Origin of the sequence: Pseudoalteromonas sp. SWN29, assembly GCF_015864465.1 — a bacterium.
Classification (GTDB): domain Bacteria; phylum Pseudomonadota; class Gammaproteobacteria; order Enterobacterales; family Alteromonadaceae; genus Pseudoalteromonas.
The window spans coordinates 1-23,371 of sequence record NZ_JADYXE010000054.1; the positions used below are offsets into that span (position 1 = coordinate 1).

At 40.7% G+C, this 23,371-nt stretch carries 15 protein-coding genes; 2 read left to right on the forward strand and 13 right to left on the reverse strand.

Annotation, left to right across the window (positions count from 1 at the left end; all coding sequences use genetic code 11):
- Positions 1–325: 325 nt before the first annotated feature.
- From I6F53_RS17180 to I6F53_RS17195, 4 genes are all read right to left on the reverse strand, one after another.
- Entirely contained in the window at positions 326–949 is a 624-nt protein-coding gene (locus I6F53_RS17180) for a 3'-5' exonuclease (RefSeq protein WP_197240484.1), read from the reverse strand.
- 15 nt (positions 950–964) lie between these two features.
- Positions 965–2,803: a DUF294 nucleotidyltransferase-like domain-containing protein gene (locus tag I6F53_RS17185; protein WP_197240485.1), complete on the reverse strand. Its 1,839-nt coding sequence runs from the start codon at positions 2,801–2,803 to the stop codon at positions 965–967.
- A gap of 125 nt (positions 2,804–2,928) precedes the next feature.
- Complete coding sequence (locus tag I6F53_RS17190) at positions 2,929–4,653, reverse strand: sodium:solute symporter family protein (RefSeq protein ID WP_197240486.1); 1,725 nt, start codon at positions 4,651–4,653, stop codon at positions 2,929–2,931.
- Between the two features lie 10 nt (positions 4,654–4,663).
- Positions 4,664–4,927 (reverse strand): DUF4212 domain-containing protein, encoded by a 264-nt coding sequence (locus I6F53_RS17195; RefSeq protein WP_007377498.1) that lies wholly within the window; start codon positions 4,925–4,927, stop codon positions 4,664–4,666.
- 412 nt (positions 4,928–5,339) lie between these two features.
- Between I6F53_RS17195 and I6F53_RS17200 the strand changes: the two genes are divergently transcribed.
- On the forward strand, positions 5,340–8,780 hold the full coding sequence (locus I6F53_RS17200) for a PAS domain-containing hybrid sensor histidine kinase/response regulator (RefSeq protein WP_197240487.1): 3,441 nt from the start codon (positions 5,340–5,342) through the stop codon (positions 8,778–8,780).
- A gap of 117 nt (positions 8,781–8,897) precedes the next feature.
- Here the strand turns inward: I6F53_RS17200 and I6F53_RS17205 are convergent, their stop codons facing one another.
- The 4 genes from I6F53_RS17205 to I6F53_RS17220 form a co-directional block, all read right to left on the reverse strand.
- Positions 8,898–11,555: a DUF2339 domain-containing protein gene (locus tag I6F53_RS17205; protein ID WP_197240488.1), complete on the reverse strand. Its 2,658-nt coding sequence runs from the start codon at positions 11,553–11,555 to the stop codon at positions 8,898–8,900.
- 127 nt (positions 11,556–11,682) lie between these two features.
- Positions 11,683–13,044: a hypothetical protein gene (locus I6F53_RS17210; RefSeq protein ID WP_197240489.1), complete on the reverse strand. Its 1,362-nt coding sequence runs from the start codon at positions 13,042–13,044 to the stop codon at positions 11,683–11,685.
- A gap of 164 nt (positions 13,045–13,208) precedes the next feature.
- Positions 13,209–14,114: a GGDEF domain-containing protein gene (locus I6F53_RS17215; protein WP_197240490.1), complete on the reverse strand. Its 906-nt coding sequence runs from the start codon at positions 14,112–14,114 to the stop codon at positions 13,209–13,211.
- A 97-nt stretch (positions 14,115–14,211) separates the two neighbouring features.
- Positions 14,212–14,796, reverse strand: a complete 585-nt coding sequence (locus I6F53_RS17220) for a YqaA family protein (protein WP_197240491.1) — start codon at positions 14,794–14,796, stop codon at positions 14,212–14,214.
- A 187-nt stretch (positions 14,797–14,983) separates the two neighbouring features.
- Between I6F53_RS17220 and I6F53_RS17225 the strand changes: the two genes are divergently transcribed.
- On the forward strand, positions 14,984–16,234 hold the full coding sequence (locus tag I6F53_RS17225) for a TMEM143 family protein (RefSeq protein WP_197240492.1): 1,251 nt from the start codon (positions 14,984–14,986) through the stop codon (positions 16,232–16,234).
- Between the two features lie 85 nt (positions 16,235–16,319).
- Here I6F53_RS17225 and I6F53_RS17230 read toward each other — a convergent pair whose 3' ends face one another.
- From I6F53_RS17230 to I6F53_RS17250, 5 genes are all read right to left on the reverse strand, one after another.
- Positions 16,320–19,466: an efflux RND transporter permease subunit gene (locus tag I6F53_RS17230; RefSeq protein ID WP_197240493.1), complete on the reverse strand. Its 3,147-nt coding sequence runs from the start codon at positions 19,464–19,466 to the stop codon at positions 16,320–16,322.
- Between the two features lie 8 nt (positions 19,467–19,474).
- On the reverse strand, positions 19,475–20,722 hold the full coding sequence (locus I6F53_RS17235; RefSeq protein WP_165740915.1) for an efflux RND transporter periplasmic adaptor subunit: 1,248 nt from the start codon (positions 20,720–20,722) through the stop codon (positions 19,475–19,477).
- Positions 20,719–21,972 carry a TolC family protein gene (locus tag I6F53_RS17240; RefSeq protein ID WP_166419260.1) on the reverse strand — a complete coding sequence of 418 codons (1,254 nt, stop codon included), beginning with the start codon at positions 21,970–21,972 and terminating at the stop codon, positions 20,719–20,721. Before I6F53_RS17240 ends, I6F53_RS17235 begins: the two co-directional genes overlap by 4 nt.
- A gap of 149 nt (positions 21,973–22,121) precedes the next feature.
- Entirely contained in the window at positions 22,122–22,442 is a 321-nt protein-coding gene (locus I6F53_RS17245; RefSeq protein WP_008135125.1) for a hypothetical protein, read from the reverse strand.
- 80 nt (positions 22,443–22,522) lie between these two features.
- Positions 22,523–23,341, reverse strand: a complete 819-nt coding sequence (locus I6F53_RS17250) for an AraC family transcriptional regulator (protein WP_165740917.1) — start codon at positions 23,339–23,341, stop codon at positions 22,523–22,525.
- Positions 23,342–23,371 lie beyond the last annotated feature (30 nt).

Below are 23,371 nucleotides of genomic sequence, written 5' to 3' on the forward strand. Positions count from 1 at the left end.
TGTGAAGAATCAAACTGAATACCAGCCTCAAGCTATTTAAAGAAAGCTTGAGGCTGGTTAGAAGAGATGGTATCTACGTCAACTCACCTATTTTTATCTTTTTTACCACGACTACATGATTACTTTAAATAGGGTAACCGCCTCTTTATTGTAGGCGGGAGTTTACCTCGCGCGGCATAAAGCCCCGCCTACAGCCAATCTACGTCAATTCGCCTATTTTTATCTTTTTTACCACGACTACATGATTACTTTAAATAGGGTAACCGCCTCTTTATTGTAGGCGGGAGTTTATCTCGCGCGGCATAAAGCCGCGCCTACAGCCAACCTACGTCAAATCACCTACTTTTAGCTCTTTGCCACGGCTTATTTGATGGCACTGGGCTAGTAGTAATTCGGCGGTCGCTTGTGCATCGGTTAATGCATGATGGCAATGATAGCTTGGTAACTCATAACGTGTGCGGCAGGCATTTAGGGTTAAATCATCTTGTTTTATTTCAGTTGAATGATGCAGTAAGCGCTTTTTTTCGATATGGAGTGTGTCGATTATGAGTTTAGGACGTATAGTTATATTGGCATTTTTAAGCGCTATTTTTAAAAAACCCCAATCGAGCATGGCATTATGAAACACTAAAATACAGTCGCTAAAATGGCTGCTCAATTGCGTTAGTATGCTGCTCAGGCTTTGCCCTTTTGTTATAGCATCGTCGCTAATTCCATGAAAAACAGGACTTTGCTCAAGGCTTTTTACGTCTTTATTTATAAGGTGCTGCGACTCGCTCATTTTTATACATTGGTTATCTATTATCACCCATGCTACCGATACAATTTCGTGCTGTTTTGCATCAAGACCAGTGAGCTCTAAATCAATCACTAAATAACGCTGTTGTAAGGCATTTTTGCCTAGTAATTTACGGCGTTTTAAATACCGAGTGAGCAGTTTTTTTACCATGTTAGTAACTCACCATTATAAACTGCCGCGAGCAAACTTAAACGCGGCGGCTTGCTGCGCTTGTTTAACAAGGTAAAACGCTTCTTTTAGTTGATGGCGCTCCAATGAGTTTAATTTATTAGGATTAATACAATTACTCGGTAAGCCCTCTTCGTTTATTTGTGTACTCAAGCGAAGCTGCGTTAAGAACCGCCAGCAGTCTTTTAGGTTATATATATCTTCTTTGCTGATCAGTTTATGTTTTAGTAGTGCGTCCAACCGCTCTTGCGTGTTGGCGCGCCTAATACCGGCTTTTAGAGCGTATAACCGTACTATGTCATTTATAATCACCACACCGCGCTTTTTTAAATCTATGTATTTATTATTTTGATCTGTTTTTTCGGTTTTAAATTTATTAAATAAGCCAATTGGCACGCTGTTACTGCTTATATCGCTTGCCATTGCGGCATAGAATAAATCATTACGTGATATACGAATTAGTTGCTCGCAAAAAGCGGTGTATAAAGTGTTAGAGCCTTCTATAAAGCGCAGATCAAAAAATATTTTACAGTTAAGCATTGCATTGGGAGTAGGACTTTTTATCCATTTAAAAAAGCGCTCGCTCCAGTCGTTTACGCTCATTCGGCACTCATCGCTGCTTGCCATAATATTACCTGGACAGCGCCTAATGCCGCATTCAACTAAGTTTTCACATACAAACTCACCCATGCTTTTAAAGTAAGCGTGTTGTTCGATGGTTAAGTCGTTAGGGAGTAATAAGCCGTTGTCTTGATCTGAATGCAGGGTTTGTTCTTCTCGTGCTTGCGAGCCAAAGCAAATAAAACTAAAGCTAGTTGGCGCTGCGCCATGCTCTTCTTGAAATAAGTGAATAAGGCGCGATGTAAGCGCATCGGTTAAACCACTGAGTAATTTACCAATGAGCGATATGTCGTCAATGTTGTACGAAAAACTACGCAGAAGTTCGGGGATTTCTTTTGCGTAGCGTTTTAAGTCGGTAATGGTGTGTGCTTTGTATATGCGCCCAATAAGCTGCACGGGGTCACTTTTTTGTTGGCGCAGTAAATCGGTGCTGGTTATCATTCCTATCGGGTTATGATTTTCGTCAAGTACAGGCAAATGGTGAATGTTGTATTTAAGCATTAAATGCAGCGCCGAAAACACCCGATTATTTTCAAATATAAACTTAGGTTTAGCGGTCATAATACTGCTTACTGCATCTTGTGGGTCTACCTCGTCAGCAAGTACTCGGTTACGTAAATCACGGTCGGTAACTACCCCCACTAAATGTGCGTGCTGCGTTATCATTATTGACGACACACCATGCTCTTTCATTTTTTTTGCGCTTTGTCTAATGCTTGCATCGGGTGCAAGCGTAATAGCAGTGCGGGTCATCAGTTCTGATATTTTACGCTCAGACCAGCTGTCGTTTTTACTTTTATAATGCGATGACAACAAGCGGTTTGCATGAGCGCGAACAAAGTACTGTTCAAACGATTTATATTCTCGGCGTAAAAAGTCAAAGTCTGTTTGGGAGAGCATATACACTATGCCCTCTTTTTGTACTTCCAACCTATTTTGAATAGCCTCGCCGGTTAACAGCGACGGAAAACCAAAATAATCACCTTGTGCAAGGCGCGTAACAACATCGCCTTTGGCATCAACTAAATCGTATAGGCCAGAGCGAATTAAAAATAGTTTGGGGTTTTCACTTTGTAACCACTGAGTTTGGTTTTCGCGGGTGAGGTAAATAATATCAAGATGATTTACAAAGTATTCGCATGCGCTGCTATCAAGCATAGTAAAAGGCGCTTGCAAACAAACGTATTGGGCTATTTCTTGTTGTTCTACACTCATTGTATTCGCTCTTTAAATGGTGATGTACCAATCTAATGTACTTATTTATTAAACAAATAAAAAGCCCGACTAAAGTCGGGCTTTTGGTGCTTTATGTTTTCTAAACTATATCTATAAATTGTAGCCTAGTGGTCATGTGCTTCTGCAGACCCTTTAGGGTTACGAATACCTTCAACCATTAGTTGAATTTCTGGTGGTGTAGGTTTAGTAAACTTAAGAACAATTGCAGCAACTGCAAAGTTAATAATCATACCAATTAGGCCAATACCTTCAGGCGAAATACCTAAGAACCAGTTTTCAGGGCTGTTAAGCTCAGGGCTAACAAACTTGAAGAAGATAATATACGCAGCGGTAAAGCCAATACCCGTTACCATGCCTGCAATTGCGCCTTCTCGGTTCATTGTTTTAGAGAATATCCCCATAATAATTGCTGGGAAGAAACTCGCTGCCGCTAAGCCGAACGCAAATGCTACTACTGATGCTACAAACCCAGGCGGGTTAATACCAAAGTACGCGGAGATAACAATAGCGACCATGGCTGCCAACCTCGCTGCAAGTAACTCTTGCTTGTCGGTAATATCGGGCTTAAGGGTTCGCTTAAGTAAATCGTGCGAAACGGAGGTTGAAATAACCAGTAGTAAACCGGCTGTTGTAGACAGCGCAGCGGCAATACCACCAGCAGCTACAAGTGCGATTACCCACGCTGGTAAGTTAGCAATCTCTGGATTAGCTAATACCATAATGTCGCGGTCTACGTTTACTTCGTTAGCACTGTTCGGATCGGTGATTTTACCCGCCGTGTAGAACATTTTGCCATCGCCGTTTTTATCATCAAATGTAATTAAACCTGTGCGCTCCCAGTTTTTAATCCACCCTGGTGCTTCTGCGTAAGCTGTACCGCTACCGTCTTTACCATTAATGGTATCAACCATGTTAACTCGAGCAAAGGCTGCAACCGCAGGTGCTGTTGTATAAACAATGGCGATGAACACTAACGTCCATGCTGCAGAAATACGCGTATCTTTTACGCGAGGTACAGTGAAAAAGCGAACAATTACATGTGGTAAACCCGCAGTACCTACCATTAACGCGCCAGTAATAGCGAACACGTCAATCATGCTCTTAGAGCCTTCGGTATATTGCGCAAAACCAAGTTCAGCGCTTAAGCCATCTAGTTTATCAAGTACGTACACGCCATCGCTGCCAATTAACGTGGCACCAAAACCAGTTTGTGGGAAGAAGTGACCCGTCATCATCATCGAGATGAAAATAGCTGGTACAAGGTATGCAAATACAAGTACACAATACTGCGCTACTTGTGTGTAAGTTATGCCTTTCATGCCGCCAAGTACCGCATAAAAGAATACAATCACCATACCAATGTAAACACCAGTTTCAATTTCTACTTCTAAGAAGCGTGAAAATACCACGCCTACGCCACGCATTTGCCCTGCAATGTAAGTAAAACAAATGAATATGGCACATACAATTGCCACTAAACGCGCGGTGCGTGAATAGTAACGGTCGCCAATAAAGTCTGGCACAGTAAACTTGCCGAATTTACGTAAGTAAGGCGCTAAACACATGGCTAATAGTACATAACCACCTGTCCACCCCATTAAGTAAACGCTGCCATCGTAACCTGCAAACGAAATAATACCCGCCATTGAAATAAACGACGCGGCGCTCATCCAATCGGCTGCTGTTGCCATACCATTAGCAAGAGGAGGTACGCCGCCGCCCGCTACATAAAACTCTTTAGTTGAACCCGCTCGAGCCCAAATTGCAATGCCGATATAAAGCGCAAAGCTTAAACCAACAATTATAAACGTGAGTGTTTGAACATCCATTGCTTAGCTCCTATTCGTCTACGCCGTATTTTTTATCTAACGTATTCATTTTGAAAACGTACACAAAAATCAAAGCAACAAAGGTATAAATCGCGCCTTGCTGGGCGAACCAGAAGCCAAGTTTAAACCCAAAAAAACGTACTTCATTAAGTACATCAACCAGTAATATGCCAAACCCAAAAGACACGATAAACCACACTGCTAAGAGTTTAAATAACAGCGAAATGTTTTCTGCCCAATAAGCTTTTGCTTGTTCTTCATCTTTAAAAGCCATTTTTGTTTTCCCCTTTAAGCACCGCAATATCGCGATGAGTGGTTTTTTATCTTCGCTTACCAATTTAGCAACGCTGGTTAAATATTGAATTGAGACCATAGTCGTAACAGCTTGTTAACGTTTACGTAAACTGCAGATTGGGTTTTATTTGAAACATAAAAAAACCTTTAATTACATAAAGTTAATCATTTATGGATATTTAAAATACAGCAAATGTTACAAATTGGTTAATACTGCGACATTAGTCTAATATAATTACAAATTTAAATTTAAACCTTTAAATTCATAGTCTTATAAAATAAATGCTATTTAGAAATAAAAATCTGCACGTACACTCACTACGAGTTCTGGTATTGTGTTAATTCCTCATAGGGTTGAGGAACTATTTAAAATAATAAGGTTTAATAACAACATGACTGCCGTACTCATTATTGTTGCTTTAAGTTATATAGGTGTGCTGTTTTGGCTTGCCAACTGGGGCGATAAAACAACCCCTTTGGCAAAGCGTATTAGCCACCATCCTTTTGTATATTCACTGTCATTAGGCATTTATTGTACGTCGTGGACTTATTACGGCTCGGTAGGTACAGCGGCTACCAGCAGTTGGAGTTATTTGCCCATTTTACTTGGCCCTGCCTTGTTATTTTTTTTCGGCCAAGGTTTTTTACGTAAACTGGTACTTGTGAGTAAAAAGCAAAACATAACCACTATTGCCGATTTTATTTCAGCTCGCTATGGCAAACGTCAAACCACGGCAATTATGGTTACAGTTATCGCCTTGCTCGCTACTATTCCCTATATCGCACTGCAATTAAAAGCGCTTAGTACCAGCTTTTTACTGCTGCAAAGTAGCACTAAAATATCGGGCGATATGCTGGCGCTTTCGGCTACATTAATTATGGCTTTGTTTGCTATATTTTTTGGTACACGCAAAGTGGATGTAACCGAATATCGTTCGGGGTTAATGCTCGCCGTAGCGTTCGAATCAATGATTAAACTAATTGCCCTTATTGCTGTTGCTGGGCTTGCGGTATTTACACTCTTTAACTTGCCCGAAACTACTGCAAATAAAGTAACCGAATCGATTTGGGATCACTGGACCAACTTTAACTTTTTTAGTTTTAACTTTATTGGTCAGTCCTTAATGGCGGCAGCCGCTATTATATGTTTACCACGTCAGTTTCATGTAACCGTGGTCGACAACCAAAACAAACGCCACTTACTTACCGCTCGCTGGGCTTTTCCGCTGTATTTACTGTTAACTGCGGCAATGATTTTACCTATTGCCACAGCCGCTATTCATCCTGAAATTGGCAGTGGTTATTCACCAGATAGCTTTGTACTTGCCCTACCTTTAATTAACGACAATGCCTTTTTAACCACCTTTGTATTTATAGGCGGTTTATCGGCCGCCACCGCAATGATAGTGGTCGCCACACTGACACTAAGTACCATGATTTCAAACGATGTTGTGCTGCCACTTATGCTACGTCGCAAATTTAAACGTAACTTAATTACTACCAGTTATAAGTCTCGAATTTTACTTGTAAGGCGCTTTGCTATTGCAGGCATATTAATTTTGGCCTATTTCTATCAACAATGGTTTGGCCATAGCAGCGCGCTGGCAAGTATGGGCTTAGTTGCTTTTTCACTTGTTACTCAATTATTACCCGCTATTGTGGGCGGTTTATACTGGCGAAAAGGCCATGCTTATGGGGTTTATGCAGGTTTAGTAGCGGGCTTTATTTGCTGGGTACTATTTTTAATGCTGCCAATACTCGATGCCGGAGCAACGCTTGATAGCGAGCTACAACAAACGCTTATAACGCGTGGAACCTTGATAGCTTTGTTTGCCAATATTGGGTGTTATATTAGTTTTTCACTTGGGGCTGAGGAGCGCTTAATTGATAAGATTCAGGCAGCTGCTTTTGTTAACCCTAAAGATCAGGCTATTTTATCAAGGCGCTTAAATAAAGACGTAAAAGCCACTGTTTACGACTTTAAAATACTACTACAAACCTTTTTAGGTATTCAGCGCAGCCAACAAGTATTGGCGCATTACGCACTCGCCCATCACTTAAGCGATAACAACGCACACCCAGAGCCTGAATTTATAGCCTACTGCGAACGCGCGTTAACAGGCGTGCTGGGCGCATCTTCCGCACAAGCATTAATACATACGGTATCGTCGGGTAAGCGTATGGCGTTTGAAGAAGTTGTAAACTTTTTTGACGAAACCACACAAGCGTTGCAATTTAATCAAAATCTGTTATTTACCTCACTCGAAAATTTAAGCCATGGTATTTCAGTTGTCGATAAAGATTTAAAGCTAGTAGCTTGGAATAAACGCTACAGCGAAATGTTTGGCTATCCTGAAGGATTTTTAGAAGTAGGCCAACCCATAGAAGATATTATTAGATACAACGCTAACCGTGGTGAATGTGGCCCTGGCGAAATAGAACGCCAAGTAGAAAAACGTGTGCAGCATTTAAAATACGGCAGCTCGCATCACTTTATTCGCCACCGTCGTAATGGCCAAGTATACGAAATGATTGGTAATCCGCTGCCCGATGGCGGATTTGTTACCAGCTTTTCGGATATTACCAATCACATAAGTACGCAAAATGCGCTTGAAGAAGTAAACATGGATCTTGAAAACCGCATAGAAGCGCGAACTCAAGAAGTGCAAACCATTAATAGAGACTTACAAGCTCAAATAGATAGCCGTGTACAAACCGAGCAAGCACTTACTTTAGCCAAACGAGAAGCTGAGCAAGCCAACGACAGTAAAACGCGCTTTCTAGCACTGGCGAGCCACGACATTTTACAGCCGTTAAACGCAGCACGTTTATACCTTGCTGCCATTGACGAAAAGCAACTCGACAGCACTAACCAAAACAGCTTTGAAAAATTAGGCGACAGTCTCGATTCAACCGTGCATTTAATGTCGGCACTACTTGAAATAGCCAAGCTAGAACAAGGCGCTATGACCCCAACTCCTCGCCACTTTTATATTGAAGATATTTTAGCGCCGCTACAAAGTGAATACGCTATTTTATCGAGCGATAAAGGCCTTAAGCTTAGTGTGCGTTCTAACCAGCAAATTGTGCATAGCGATATAACCTATTTGCGCCGAATTATTCAAAACTTGGTCTCTAATGCAGTTAAATACACCGATAATGGCCGTGTATTAATTGCCTGTAGGAACCGAAAGCACAATTTACGAATAGAAGTATGGGATACAGGCCCTGGTATTAGCGAAGTAGAGCAAGCTAAAATATTTAACGACTTTTACCGTGTTGAGTCGGGCGATAACAAAGGCGTAGGCTTAGGCTTAGGTGTTGTAAAACGTATGGCTGACTTATTAAGTTTGCCGCTTGATGTGCATTCTGAGCCAAATAAAGGTAGCCGTTTTAGCATTGAGGTACCTTATGGTGACGAGCCGTTTGTACAACAAAAAAGTACGACAAACAGCCTAATAGAAAACCGTGCAGCAATTAATATTGTTGCCGTAGACGACGACCCTGAAAACCTAGCTGCAATGGCAAGCTTACTTAAAAAGTGGCAAGCTAATTACACGCTATTTGATAATGTAAATAATGTACTGGCGCATGCTAAAGAAAACGGTGCACCCGATGTTATTTTAATGGACTACCAATTAGGCAATGACTGCGATGGCATAACGCTAATTAAAACCCTGCGCGAAATTTGGCAAAGCCAAGTACCCGCTATTTTAATTACCGCAGTACGCGACACCGAGCTTAAACAAGAAACCAAAGCCGCTAATATTCATTATTTAAGTAAACCAATTAAACCGGGCAAACTAAAGGCACTGCTTAATCACAGTACATAGTCATCTAGTTAAAAGTATTCTAGTAAAAAGTGCTCTAGTTAAAAGCTATCAAGTAATAGCGTAAAACAAAAAGCCCAGTATCTTCACTGGGCTTTGCTTTATAAAGTATTCATAAAGTTAAACTGGATTTACTCGGCTTCTAAGCTTTTGGAACAACCAACTTAACCCCACCAACGAAAGCCCTAATCCAATAAACGAAAGCGCTTTAAGTAAGCCCTCCAAATTAGCCATATCAATTAAAAACACTTTAACAATAACTGCAGCCAGTAAACCTAAGCCTACTTTTTGTATTAATAACTGATTTTTTAAATGACCAAAAATAACAGTACCAGCCCCTAGTATTAACCAAATAACCGAGTAGCTATAAAGCTCTGCATTGCTCGCCCCTTTTGATAAGTAAATGTAAGGCCCTTGCCAGTACTGACGAATAAAGCTATTTATTGCCAATAATACAAAGCCACCCGCTACAGCTAATATAAATGGCGTCGCTTTTGCATTTATTGGTTTTATAAGTTTGGCTAGCCAAAGTGTTAGCCCTGCAGGCACTAACCATAATAGTAATAACCAGTTGAATATTGGCAGCTCACCTATGTAAAGTGATTCAAATAATGGGTTATCGTCAAGCAGTGTTTTAATAGCAAAAAGCCCTGCTAACCCTGCAAGTGCAAAGCCCGCCACTTGGTATAACTTAGCTAAAGTACCGGCAAGTTTTGATCTGTGTAAATACACACACCCTAATGCAAGCCAGTTACAGGTAAGGAGTATTTGTTCGTAAAAGTTAAGTGAATCAAATTGCGGATAATGCCCTACTAACTGATAACTTGTTTCGGTGGTAATAAAAAGCGCTAAACAATGAAGCGCCGCACCTTCTAACCATACTTTTAACTGTGATGTTTTAAAGCACTTAGCTGCGGCAAAAAATAACGCAATACATAACGGATAAACCACAATACTCCAATGCAAACCAAATACCGTAAGTGCATCGTAACTTGGAGTCCAAGGCGCAAGCGTTAAGCGCAGTAATAACGCGGCAACCAAGGCTTTAATAGGCCAATGTGGCATAGGCACGCTATAGCGTTTTATAAGTACGCTTATAAGTAATACTTGAACAGCAAGTGCAATGGTTAAACCGCTGTCACTTAGTAGCATGGTAGTTGCTAACGTAATATTGGCATTAGCGCCTACCCAGTAGGTAAAACGCTGAAAAAGCGTTGTATTATGTTGCGCGAGATGTTGCGCAAGCTTTATTAAAATAGCCGCCACTACAAACAATACAAAAGCCCAAAGTGGATATGCAGTACTTAACGCAGAATTAGGAATAAGCGTATATAAAGTCGCTATCATTACAAATGCGCTAAATGCCCCCGTAACATGAAATGCCAAACGCTTAATCTGTTTTTTACCGTAATAAAGCCCGAAAGCGGTAAGTAACAATCCGAGTAATAAACCCAAACCGTATTCATTTTTGAATATAAAGAGTGCGTCATCAAATAGATTTGGCGAAAGATGCGTGCGTTCAGCACTTATAACTAATAGCGTTGAACTAGCTAATGCTACTGCTTGCCAAATATCCCAGCGGCTATTTTTAAGGACTAAAAATAGTATTAGTACAATGCTTAACACGCCGATTGTTTGCCACTGCATATCAAAGTGACTTATTAGCATGGTAAATATTAAGGGCGCTATAAAGGCGAGTAGTAATGCATGATCAGGAAGCACGTTAATTAAACGTTTAAAACTGTGCGGGCGGAGCTCTATAACATTCAATTTTAAGCCCAATCGCGGTATAGCAATTAACCCTATAATACTAAGTAAAGCAAACGTTCCCATTAACCAAACAGTATTAGCTTTAAGTAGCGTAAAACCAACTAAATACCAGCTAATGTGCCCAGCCCATAGTAAATACCATAGCCAAATACGCTGTACTTTACGTGCAACTAACGCAGCCGACAGGCTTACAAAGCCAACATACATAAACAACGCAAACAAATTACCACTGCCAGTGCTAACCCATATTGGTACGCTGTAAGCGCCTATAATACCAAGCACGGCTAATAGCGGGCCTAACCTAAGCGCCATCGCACTTGCACTAATTGCTATAATAGCTAATGCAAAAAATGCCACGGTAGGGCTCAGCATGTTGTAACTGCTGTAAGCTAAAAGCGTTAAAGCAAAACAGGTAATAAACCCGCCACTGGCAAGCGCTGCGGGTATGTAATTATTAAAGCCTTCAAATATAATGCGTTTATGGTGCAAATAAGCTGCAGCTGCAATTAAGCCAAGTCCAAATAAGCCGCCTAAGCTCAGCCTCATTACAGGCGAGAGTAAACCCGCCTCTAGGCTATATTTAGCTAAAAATATCCCACCAAAAGCAAGTGCGATAGCGCCTATCCAGGTCATCCAGTTTTGCTCAAACCCTGCGCGTAGTTTATTAAAGAGTAATTCTATGGCTGATGCTTTAGCTGGTTTGGCTTTTTTAGGAGGCGCTGATGGCTGATTTATTACCGGTGGCGACGCGCTTTGGGGCGTTAAGTTTGGCTGTGTTTTATAAGCAATTGGCTCAGACCTTGAAAGCGCTGCCTGAGCAGTAGATGCTTCGCTTTGAGGTTCACTTTGCGATATCGGTTTATGTGTTTGTAAGTGTGTTACTTTGGCCCTTAAAACAGCAACCTCTTGTTTTAATCCATTTAACTGCACTAGCGCTATTAAGCCGCAAATAGCACCGGCAACTACAACCAGTATTACTATAACGGCTAACCCAACTAAATCATCCATGGCACACTCTTATTAATTATTATGCCCTGAGTGTACCTAATTATTAATAAGTAGGTAAATTTTGTTCAATAAAAAAGCCTAAGCGCTTGTAGGCGCTTAGGCTTTACACTACTTAAAATATGTAAATTTATTCAACACTATCGGTAATAGTACGCTCTAGAGTCATTTTATAACCTGAGCTTGTTGTTTCATCATGCTCTAAAATCAATATATAGTTACCCTCTTGTGTAAAGTCCATATCGCTTTGTTGAATAAGCACAATTTGCTGACCGTTATCTTCATATACAGCATAAACAGTGTAGACTTGGTTATCTACAACTTGCTCTTCTTGGTCATACTTATCTAGGCTATCAACTACGTTACTGGTGTCGTCTACTGTTTCGCCGTTAAGAGTAAAATATACATCAACATCTGAAACCGACTGCCCTGCGTAGCTTTCAATTAGGTTTACAACCGATACCGTATGACTGTAGCTACTTGGTGTTAAGTTTTCTTCAACGCTCATCATGCGTAAGCCGTTATCAACGTCGTTATAAAAAATACCCACCGCGCTTTGCTCGCGCTCTAGCGTCATTAAAAAGTTATCAGCGAGTTTAGTACCTTCTTCGTCATACATAGCAACGCTATAACTATTAGGCGAAAGCTCAACGTAGTCAGTATACGAGTCACTCGATACTGTATTTGTTGTATTTACAATTGTACCGCGTGTAGTCGAAAAACTTACTGGCGAGTAGTCATCAACCGTATTTATAAAGCGTAATTGCCCTAACGCAGATTGGTGCTTAAGTTCAGTTACGTAGTTATTATCGGTTACTACATCAAGCGTAATACCACCGTCTTCTGTAGCATAACTTGGGCGGATCATCGCTACATAACTTGCTTCATCGTATAAATAAACAGATGACGACTCATACATAACATCACTGCTACCAGCTTTAGTTATGTAAATAGTGTAATAACCTTCATCAATACTTTGCAGGTCTAACTCACCTAAATATTGAGCCGATGAAAAAAGTGTCGCGCTTTCAAATACGCCATCATCAGTTGCTAAATAAATATCGTAGTTAGTGTCCTCCCCTGCAATATTATAAAACCCTAAGTTAAACTCACCCGTGTCGCTTGTAATAGGTACGCTAAGCTCTGTAAATGTAGGCTCATCAAAGTTACCACTCATTACTATTAATTGAGTTTTATCGCCTTTAATAGATACTTCTTGGTCGCTAATTGTTATATAGCTGTCGTTAGCATCTAGGTACTCAAAACTTACGTCAAAAGTGCCTGTGCTGTAGTTATGGCGAGTTGTTACATCGGCAAAATCAGCGCCTGAGCGCTCTGTTTCTTCAACAAATAGACGTGTGTATGGGCTGTTATACGAGCCATTATACATTTGAATGTAGCCTGTTGAGCTTGAGCTATCGTCAGAGCCGCAGCCCGACAAAACAGTAATTAGAGTTAAGGGTAATGCAGCTTTTAAAAGGGAGTTGGTCATTAAGGTTATTCCTTATTATTAATATCTCCATTATGACCCAAACATTCTATTTTAATTTCATGATTTACAAAGCATTACCCTCACTGACACTTACTTACGAAAACGTTAAAAAGTGTTATAAATGTGCAAACAATAAGGACGTATTTTTATAGAATTAAGAATGCTTACGAGGCAACTTCAAAACGATCTCGACCATTCTTTTTAGCTAAATATAAAGCTTGGTCGGCGCGTTTCATTACTTTATCTAAAGGCTCATTAGGCATTTGCATTGCAACACCTATACTCACTGTTAAGTGGCGAATATTTTGAACGTTAATAGTATGCGCAATGGTAATTAATTGCTGTGAAAAATCACAAGCTTGCAACATGTTGCTTATAGGTAAGTAGCCACCAAACTCCTCACCACCTAGGCGAGAAAATTTATTATTATGTACAAAAGCATTGTCATATTTGGTTGCTAATTCTTTAAGTACTAAATCACCGACATCGTGACCAAATTCGTCATTAATAGCTTTAAAGTGGTCTATATCGATAATTAAAATAACGTAAGGCGAGTGCTGAGAATTTTTAGCGTGTTGATAAAAGTAGCGTCTGTTATGTACCTTGGTTAAATCGTCAGTAATTAGCTCACGTGCTAATCGGTTATTAATGCTTTGTACAAAGCGCATCGTTTTAAATAAACCATAAGAAGTTAAAAGCATGCCGCTGGTTCTACATAAGTCTTCAAAATAAACACTTACCCAGTAAGGCTGAACAACTAACTCATCAAGCACATCAGCTGTCGTTCCAACGCTCCAAAGTAATAAACCAAAACTAGAAAAAATATATGCCTGTTTAGATAGCTCAGAACATTGAACCATCCAAAACAGAAATATAATGACAATTAAATTAATAAAATCGGTAGTAAAACCATACACATTGTTTTGTACATTTAAAGGAGGGAAAGTATCTAACGCGTAAGCTGTAAACGTAACGATATAGATCAATAAAGCTAAACTGAAAACTCTATTGATCAAAGGCATTTTATAAAAGTTAGAAAGTTTAACGGTGAGTTTTACTGTTTCAATCATATTAATTGCTAGGTTTTCAGTACTTCATTTAAAAACTATAGCACAATAATAAAAAACCTCGTGAAGATAAAATTCACGATAACACTCGAAATTTGGGTTAAATTACGGTACTAAGTCCCCATAACCCCAACACTAAAATAGTGATGCCAATCATGGCTTTAGTTTTATGTTTACTAATGATTCTCTCTGCTTCATTACCAGCATAATAAACAATAATAGCTAAGCCAAAGTAACGAATAGAACGCGCAATACCTGAGGCTAATAAAAACAGCCAAATAGAGTACTTAGTTGCACCCGCTGCAAGCATTGCTATCTGAAACGGAATAGGCACGATGCCAAGCGTTATAACAAACCAAAAACCTTGGTCTTGCATTTGCTGTTTAACGTTTTCAAATTGCTCTGGGCTCGAAAACGTATTAATGATCCAATCACCAACCGCATCAAATAAATAGTAACCCAATGCATAGCCAAAAAGTGCACCTACAATACAACCTAAAGTCGCCATTAACGCGATAAGCCATAGCTTCTCTCTACGTGCTTGCATTAGCGGCACCAGCACTGCCTCAAGCGGAATGGGCACTATAGTTGATTCTAAAAACGACGCTACGGTAATACCGCTAAGCATATGCTTAGAGTCGATAAAGTTACGTGTTTTTTCTTTTAACTTTTTTTGAATGACCATATGCATTCCTTATCGTGGCGAAAGTAAGTATGAACGGCTTTAATCATTACACAATCAGGTTAATACAGCCTGAAAATACTTAACTTTGTTAGTCAGCTATTTATCATTAACAAATTCGCAATACTTATAAGAATATTTTATTATGTGCCCATACAGTTAGATTCCCTATCACAGTAGTTATTAATTTATGCAAAGTGCGCGTTTTATTCCTTTTAGAAAGCAAGATATTGTTGATATGTGTAGCGAAGAGCTCAATAACAACACACAAAAAACATCGTTTAAACAGTTTTGTGATTTACTAGCCAGCCTTATTCATTACGATTACCACGCAACACTTGAGTCACTTAAAAACAACTATGCGCCGTTTGATCCCAATAGCGATACGCGATCGTTAGCCCCCGTATCGGTTGATCAAAAAGCGCAGTGCCAACGTGATTTTGCTAAAGATTTTGCCAAGGTGCTTAATGCCGCTAATTTTGAAGTGATCACCAATGAAGACTTACAAGATGCATTAAATGAAGAGTCACTGTTTAAAGTGCGCCTTGAAGTTGAGTTTGATGACTTTGAAGAAGTAGTTTTTTATCGCCGTGGCGAGTCGCAACTTACCGAAACCATTACCAGCTTTTGGGGCCTTCGTAAAAATCCGTTGCACTTTACTAATTACGATCGCGTAGCGGTGTTTATTCGCTTTAAAGATAGCGCTTATTTTAAAGCTAAAAATAAAACGCCTCTGGGGTTTGAGCCAAGTTCAACCATAGTAAAGTTGTTTCAAAATGTGCCAAAGGCCGATCTTGAAATGCTATTTCCTAATAGCGAAGTGCGCATGCGCCCTATCGATAAGGTCATTATTGGATCGTCTGCTTTAGTTGGCGGTGCAGTGGTACTTATAACCAAACTTGGCGCATCAATCGTATTATTGCTTGCTCTGTTTGCTTTTTGGGGTGGCTTTAGAAGTGAAGCCGTAGAAATGACTCAACAACACTTTATTACCTTTGCTATTGGTATGGGCGTGTTTGGCAGCTTTATTTTTAAAGAATGGAGTAAATTTAAAAATCGTAAAATTAAATTTATGAAAGCCCTTAGCGATAATCTCTACTTTAAAAACCTCGATAACAACGCGGGCGTATTTCACACGCTTATAGACGCCGCCGAAGAAGAAGACATAAAAGAAGCCTTACTTGCTTATACTTTTTTATTAAAATCAGAAAGTGGCTTAAGCGCACAAATGCTTGATGAACAAATAGAGCATTGGTTTAAAAGCAAATACCAGTGCAGTCTTGATTTTGAAATTACTGACGCGCTTGAAAAGCTGGTGCGTATGCGTTTAGTAACGTGTAGTAACGAAATAGAGGGAGCTGACGTGTATAGCGCGCTAAATTTAGATCACGCAAAAACTATTCTTGATGAGCGCTGGGATAATCTTTTTCAGTATAATTAATGTAGTTTTTTGCTAAATAATACCCAAATAAAAAAGCAGCTGTAACTACAGCTGCTTTTTTTATTACATTATCAGTAGCTAGTATTTAAGCTAATTCAGCTTCTGCTTTTTTAGTAAATTTAGAATGTACTAACTTATAAAGCGCAGGCAATATTAACAGTGTCAGTAAAGTTGATGAAATAATCCCGCCAACCACTACTGTCGCGAGAGGTTTTTGCATTTCAGAACCCGTTCCCGAATTAAGCGCCATAGGTATAAAGCCTAAACTTGCCACCAGCGCCGTCATCAGTACTGGGCGCAAGCGCTGTAATGCACCGCTGTGAATTGCATCAAACAAACTTAAACCATCGCTTCGTAACTGCTTTATAAACGACAGCATAACTACGCCGTTTAATACCGCGACACCACTTAGGGCAATAAAGCCGACACCCGCTGATATTGAAAGCGGCATATCGCGCAGCAATAACGCAAGCACACCACCCGTTAATGCCAGTGGCACACCACTAAATATAATCAATGAATCACGAAGCGATCCAAAGGCGCTATACAGTAAGCCAAATATAAGCAGTAAAGTGACCGGCACAACCAACGACAATCGCTTACTTGCTGATTGTAGCTGCTCAAACGTGCCGCCGTATTCAAGCCAATAGCCACTTGGTAAGTTAAGTGATTCATTCATGCTTGCTTGCGCATCACTTACAAAGCTTGCTAAATCGCGCCCTTCCACATTGGCAGTTACCACTACGTTACGTTTACCGCTTTCGCGGTTTATTTGATTAGGCCCTTTTTCAATGCTAATTGTTGCCACTTCGCCAAGCGGTACAAACGCAAGTTCTGGGTTACTATCTTTAGGTAAAGCAACTGGCAAACGAGCAAGTGCTGATACATCGCTAGACCAACGTTTATCAAGGCGTACTAATAACGAAAAACGTTTATCGCCTTCGTAAATTAGTCCGGTTTGCACACCACCAACAGCGGCGGCAAGTGTCTGTTGAATATCGTTTACGCTTAAACCCAATAACGCCATATGGTCGCGCATTGGTGTTACCGAAAGTGTTGGCAATCCTTCCATTTGCTCCAAACGTACATCGGTAGCACCTGCAATATTACGCATTAGCCCTGTGGCTTTTTCGCCAAACTCTTTAAGTACGCTTAAGTCGTCACCATAAATACGCAGTGCCACATCGGCGCGCACGCCAGCAATTAACTCATTAAAGCGCATTTCTATTGGTTGTGTAAATTCGTAATTATTACCAGGGACATCGTTAACACGGGTACGAATTTGCTGAACCAATTCTGCTTTAGTAAGTGCTGGATTAGGCCACTCTTCTTGCGGTTTAAGTATTAAAAAAGTATCGGCAACATTGGGCGGCATAGGATCGCTTGCTACATCGGCAGTACCAATTTTTGAAAATACGTTAGCAACCTCAGGCTGATCTAATATGGCTTGCTCAAGCTCTTTTTGCATTTGCACAGATTGCTCAATACCGGTGCCAGTAATGCGCAGCGCGTGCATAGCAATATCCCCCTCATCAAGTTTCGGTAAAAATTCTGCGCCCATGTTTTTAACTTTAAAACCAAGCACTAATACTAATGCAGTGGCAATACCCACCATCAGCCACGGTAATTTAAGCGATATACCAAGTAATGGCTTATACACTTTTTTAACGCCGCGCATGACTGCGTTTTCGGTTTCATCAACCTTACCGCGAACAAACACTGCAATAGCAGCGGGTACAAAGGTAACGCCAAATATAAGCGCGCCAATTAACGCCGCAACTACAGTAAATGCCATTGGCTGAAACATTTTGCCTTCAACGCCACTTAGTGCAAATAAAGGTAAGTAAACCAGCATAATAATAACAATGCCAAATACAGCCGGTGTAAATACTTCTTTGGTGGCTTCGGTCACTACACTTAAACGCTCGTTTAAGGTAAGTAGCCTGCCATGTTTATGCTGAGCTACACCGAGTTGGCGCAGGCAGTTTTCAACAACAATTACAGCGCCATCAACAATTAAACCAAAGTCGATTGCGCCTAGGCTCATTAGGTTACCCGATACGCGATTACCCACCATTCCTGTAACGGCAAACAACATACTCAACGGAATAACCATTGCCGTAATAAGCGCGCCCGTTACATTACCCAGCAGTAATAGCAAAATTACTATCACTAAAACGGCACCTTCAAATAAGTTGGTTTGCACGGTTGCTATGGTTTTATCAACAAGAGTTGTGCGGTCGTAAACCGCTTCAACAATAACGCCAGCGGGTAAGCTTTTTTGCACATCAACTAACTTATCAGCCATGGCTTTTGCCACTACGCGGCTGTTTTCGCCAATTAGCATCATGGCGGTGCCGAGCACGGTTTCTTCGCCGTTATAAGTGGCCGCGCCGGTTCTAAGCTCTTTGCCTAAAAGCACGTTAGCCACATCTTTAATGCGTACAGGCGCATCGTCGCGCTTAGCTATAACGGTATTGGCTATGTCTTCTAGTGTTTTAAGCTGCCCAGGCGAGCGTACTAAATATTGCCCGTCAAAGCGCTCAATATAGCCTGCGCCTCGGTTACTGTTATTAACCTCAAGTGCACTAATTACATCGCTAATAGTAAGCTTATAGGCAATGAGTTTTTCGGGCACTGGCGCTACTTGGTATTGGCGCTCAAAACCACCTTGGCTGTTTATTTCGGTAACGCCTTTTACTTTTAAAAGCTGCGGGCGAATAACCCAATCTTGTAAAGTACGTAAGTCTTCGGCGTTGTAGGCGGTGCCATCTTCTTTTAACGCATTAGGCGTGGCGTGCACACTATAAGTAAATATTTCGCCTAAACCACTGGCAATAGGACCCAAGTTTGGCTCTACGTTATTAGGTAAGTCGGAGCGAATACTTTGAATGCGCTCACCAATTTGCTGACGCGCCCAATAAATATCGGTGCCTTCATTAAAAATAACCGTTACTTGCGAAAGCCCATAACGCGAAAGCGAACGGGTATAATCAAGCTTAGGTATGCCCGCCATGGCGGTTTCTACCAAATAGGTAATGCGTTGCTCTACCTCTAATGGCGTAAAACCCTGCGCTTTGGTATTAATTTGCACTTGTACGTTAGTTATATCGGGTACTGCGTCTACTGCTAAATTTTGAATGTTGTATACACCAAATCCAGCAAATAAAAATGTAAGCGCAAGCACCAGCATGCGGCGTTTAACCGCAAAAGAAACTATCCAATTAATCATGGTGCCTCCTAGTGAGCGTGGCTTGCGCCGCTTTTTAAAATATCGGCTTTAATGACATAACTATTGTCTGTTACGTATTCGCTACCTGCGTTTAAGCCTGTAAGTACTTCTACCCACTCGCTATTTTTTGCACCTAAGGTAACGGGACGCACTTCAAATACATTGTTTTTACGAACAAACACACTGAATTGACCGTTAAACTCTTGAATTGCTTGTGGCTTTACACGCACGCTGGCATTTATTTTAGCCACACTTACATCGCTATTTATATGCATGCCTGGGCGCCAATGCCCGTCTGGGTTATTAAGCTCTATACGGGCGCGCGCTATGTGCCCGCCAGTCATCATTGGAGCTATAAAAAACACTTTTCCTTGCGTATTTAAATGATGATGTAGGTCGTACACTTTAGCGCTTTGACCAATGGCGAGTTTTTCAATGTTTTCAGGAAAAGCCGATAACTCAACCCATACTTTATCAAGGTTAACTACCTGCATAAGTGCGCTGGTGCTTGCAAGCTCGCCACGCTTTAAGTATTGCTCGGTTACAACGCCGCTAATTGGGCTTTTAATGGGGTAATTTTGCAGTGTTTCGCGGTTGGTTACATTGGCAAGTACTTCGCCTTTTTTAACGTTTTGACCAATGCTTACAAAAATATCACTGATCAATCCGGCATACGGCGCCATTACTTCTACCGTGCCGTGTTGTGTTGGAGCAATAACACCAAAAAGCGTATCGGTAATATCTACTTCACCACTTTGCGCTATCTCGGTTTTAATGCCTGCGCGCTCAATAGCTCGCTCTGTTAACGTGGTTTGCCCTTCGTGTTGATCGTACTCATAGCTAATGCTCTCACTGTTATAATTAGCAGTAACGGTAAGTGCAAACGAATGCGGTTCGTTAATTGATTGCGTGCTCACAAGGTAGTCGCCCTCAGCTGTAAACTGTATATTTTGCGGGGCTTCAACTAAACGTTTTAAACTCATTGTTATGTTTAAGTCGTTTATATTAATTGGCTGATTTTGTTTATAGCCATATACACGTAGCTCAACATTACCTGCAAATTCTTGCAATTTAAGCTCAAGTGTTAATTTAGGGTCAGTTAATAAAAAGCCGCCGTGTGGACCTTGCTTTTGCTCGTGTTGCTCAGTTTCTTTATGACCTGACTCGCCATGCTCAGCAGAGGCAAATGCATGTGTACTTACAAAGCTGCTGGCAAACGAAAGTGATACTAGTAATGCGATTATATTTTTATTCATGATTGATGAGTCTCAATTAAAGATTGGCCTGTTAAACGCTCAAGAGTAAGTAGCACTTGGTACAGCTCTGCGTGAGTTGTAATAAGTGTGCGTTTAGAATCAAAAAGTGCTTGTTGAGCATCAAGCAATTGCAACACCGAAATTTGTCCGCGTTGATAACTTTTTAAGCTTTGCTCAATCAATGTTTGTGCCTGAGGAATAATTTGATCAGATAATAGCTTTGCCTGATTAGCTCGACCTTGATAATAAGCGTACAAAGTACGTACTTGCTGGCGTAGCTGGATGCGCAATTGCCCTTGCTGCTCATTTAAAAGCATGAGCTGACTATTTGCAGCTGCAATATTGCCGCTATTAGAATTGCTTAATTGCAGTGGCATAGAAAACGAAAACACTAACGAGCTGGAGTCATTTTGCTGGTTATAGCGCACGCCTCCCCCTACGTTAATATCGGTTTGTCCGTTTGCTTTTTGTAGTGTTAAGTTGGCTGTTTGCTGTAAATATTGCTGCTGTAATAATGCAAATTCAGGAGCTTGGTTAACCGCATCTAAAAGTGCTTGTGCTGATTTAAGCGCAGTAATTACATTAATATTGCCAGCAAAAGTATCGTAGGGTTGCTCCTCACTCCACAGCTCGTTAAGCGATAAACTTGCTCGCTCAAATTCACTATTAAGCATGGCTTTATCAAGCTCTACTTGGCTAAGTGCATAACGCATGCGCGTTACATCAGCTTGCGACGCAGCACCCGCATTGGCTCTTTGTTCAATCGCTTTAAGCGCCTGGGTAACTACCTGTTTACGTTCACTATTTAAACTTAATAATGTTTGAAATTTAAGCCCTTGATAGTATCGCTCAGCAGTGGTTGCCAATAACGCTAAACGGGTATTTTGATACTGTATTGCTTGGGCTTTAATATTGGCGGTTGCGTAATTAATACGGCTTTGGCGCTTATCGCCCAGCTCTATTAGTTGGCTAAGCCCAAGTGTTATTTCAGCGCCTTGAATGCCACGCGCCTTGTTTGTGCCCAGTAAGTTTTCAGCTTCAATATTCAATACAGGATTAGGCGAAAGAGCAGCTTGAGATTTAAGCGCACTCAATATTTTTTGATGATAAGGGTAGCGTTTTAATACCAGATTTTGTTGTTCGGTATTACTCAGTGCCTGCTTAAGGGTTAATGTTTTAACATTCGCCAAAGTACTAAAAGCAGGTAGCGCGCACATTAGCGCCACCAGCATAATTGGTTTTTTATTCATATAGCGTGTCCGTTTTTTAACAAACAGAGTTAACTTAATCACTACGCCTATTTTAAAAACAAGCGCGATCAAGCAACCTAAATATGTAAATAACTAGCCTAATAGCGCACAAGCGCAGGCAGTTTTTACAAAGTATTTAAAATTAAAAGCTAGCTATAAAAATTTGGTGGCGGTACATCTGGCGGGTAATTTAACCCGTTATAGCACGCAGGCGAAGTTGCTTTACTTTGCTCTGGGCTTATTGAATGGCTAGAGGTGCTGTTGTAGCCACAATGGCAATGTTGGTGGGCATGAATCTCGGTAGTTGATGTTTTATCGCTTTGGTTATCATCGGCTGTGGAGTCGCCTTGCGATAACGAACTGGTTACGTGATCAACGTCTTCTTGCAAATGATACGCAGCACCATCACAGCTAATAAAGCTGTGTACAAGCACTAATAATATCACTATTAAAAAACGGTTTGAGCGCATTACCTACCTAAAACTCTAAAATGCAATTTAAGAAATCGCACAATACCTTAAATTTATTCAAATGTAGAGAGCCGCTAACGTTATTTTCTAAATTCGCTTGGCGACACACCTACCGACTTCTTAAAACGTTTGGAAAAATTAAAAATATTAGAGTACCCCACATAACTTGCCACATGCGAAATTGGCCAAGCCGTGTTTAACAATAAGTTTTTAGCCCGTTCAATGCGTAAATAAATAAGTTGTTGTATTGGACTTTTACCAAATTGCGCTTGGCATAAACGATGCAAATGCGGCGATGAGTAATGCACATGTTCGCACATTACCTCTATTGTCCAATCAAACTGCAAGCGCTTATCTACCTCTTCAAACAGACTAATTAAACGATTATGCGCCGCACCCTGTGAATTATTTTGCAGCGTAGCATTTAAGTAATGACTTAAAATAGGCGTTACGCTTTCGCGTAAATTAGCATTGGGCTCGCTGTATAAAAGCTCCATAGCAAGGTGTAACGGTTCAAGTTTTTGCTCGGTTAATACCAATGCTTGCGCTAAGTTTAAATGCTGCCAACGTTTAGTATTTGCAAGGTTTAACCAAATAACATCCCAATGTTCAGCATCAATTTTCACTTCAAAGCTTTGCTTTGCTGGTAGCACAATAAGTGTATTGGCATTAAGTGTGTACTGCTCATTTTGTGTTGTTAAATTACCCTGCCCTGCAAGCGTATAAAAAAGTGTATGTTCTAGCGGTGCTGAGCGTGCTACGCAATAACGACCCGATAGGTTTGAGCAACCCGCAAGTGCTATTTCAAGGTTTGGCATTTGCGCGAGCGTTTGTGAATCAATAAAGCGTTCTATACAACGCGGACCAATATCAAGTATGTCTTTAATGTTATAGCGCATAATTAAAATGATAGTTTTGGACAAATAAAG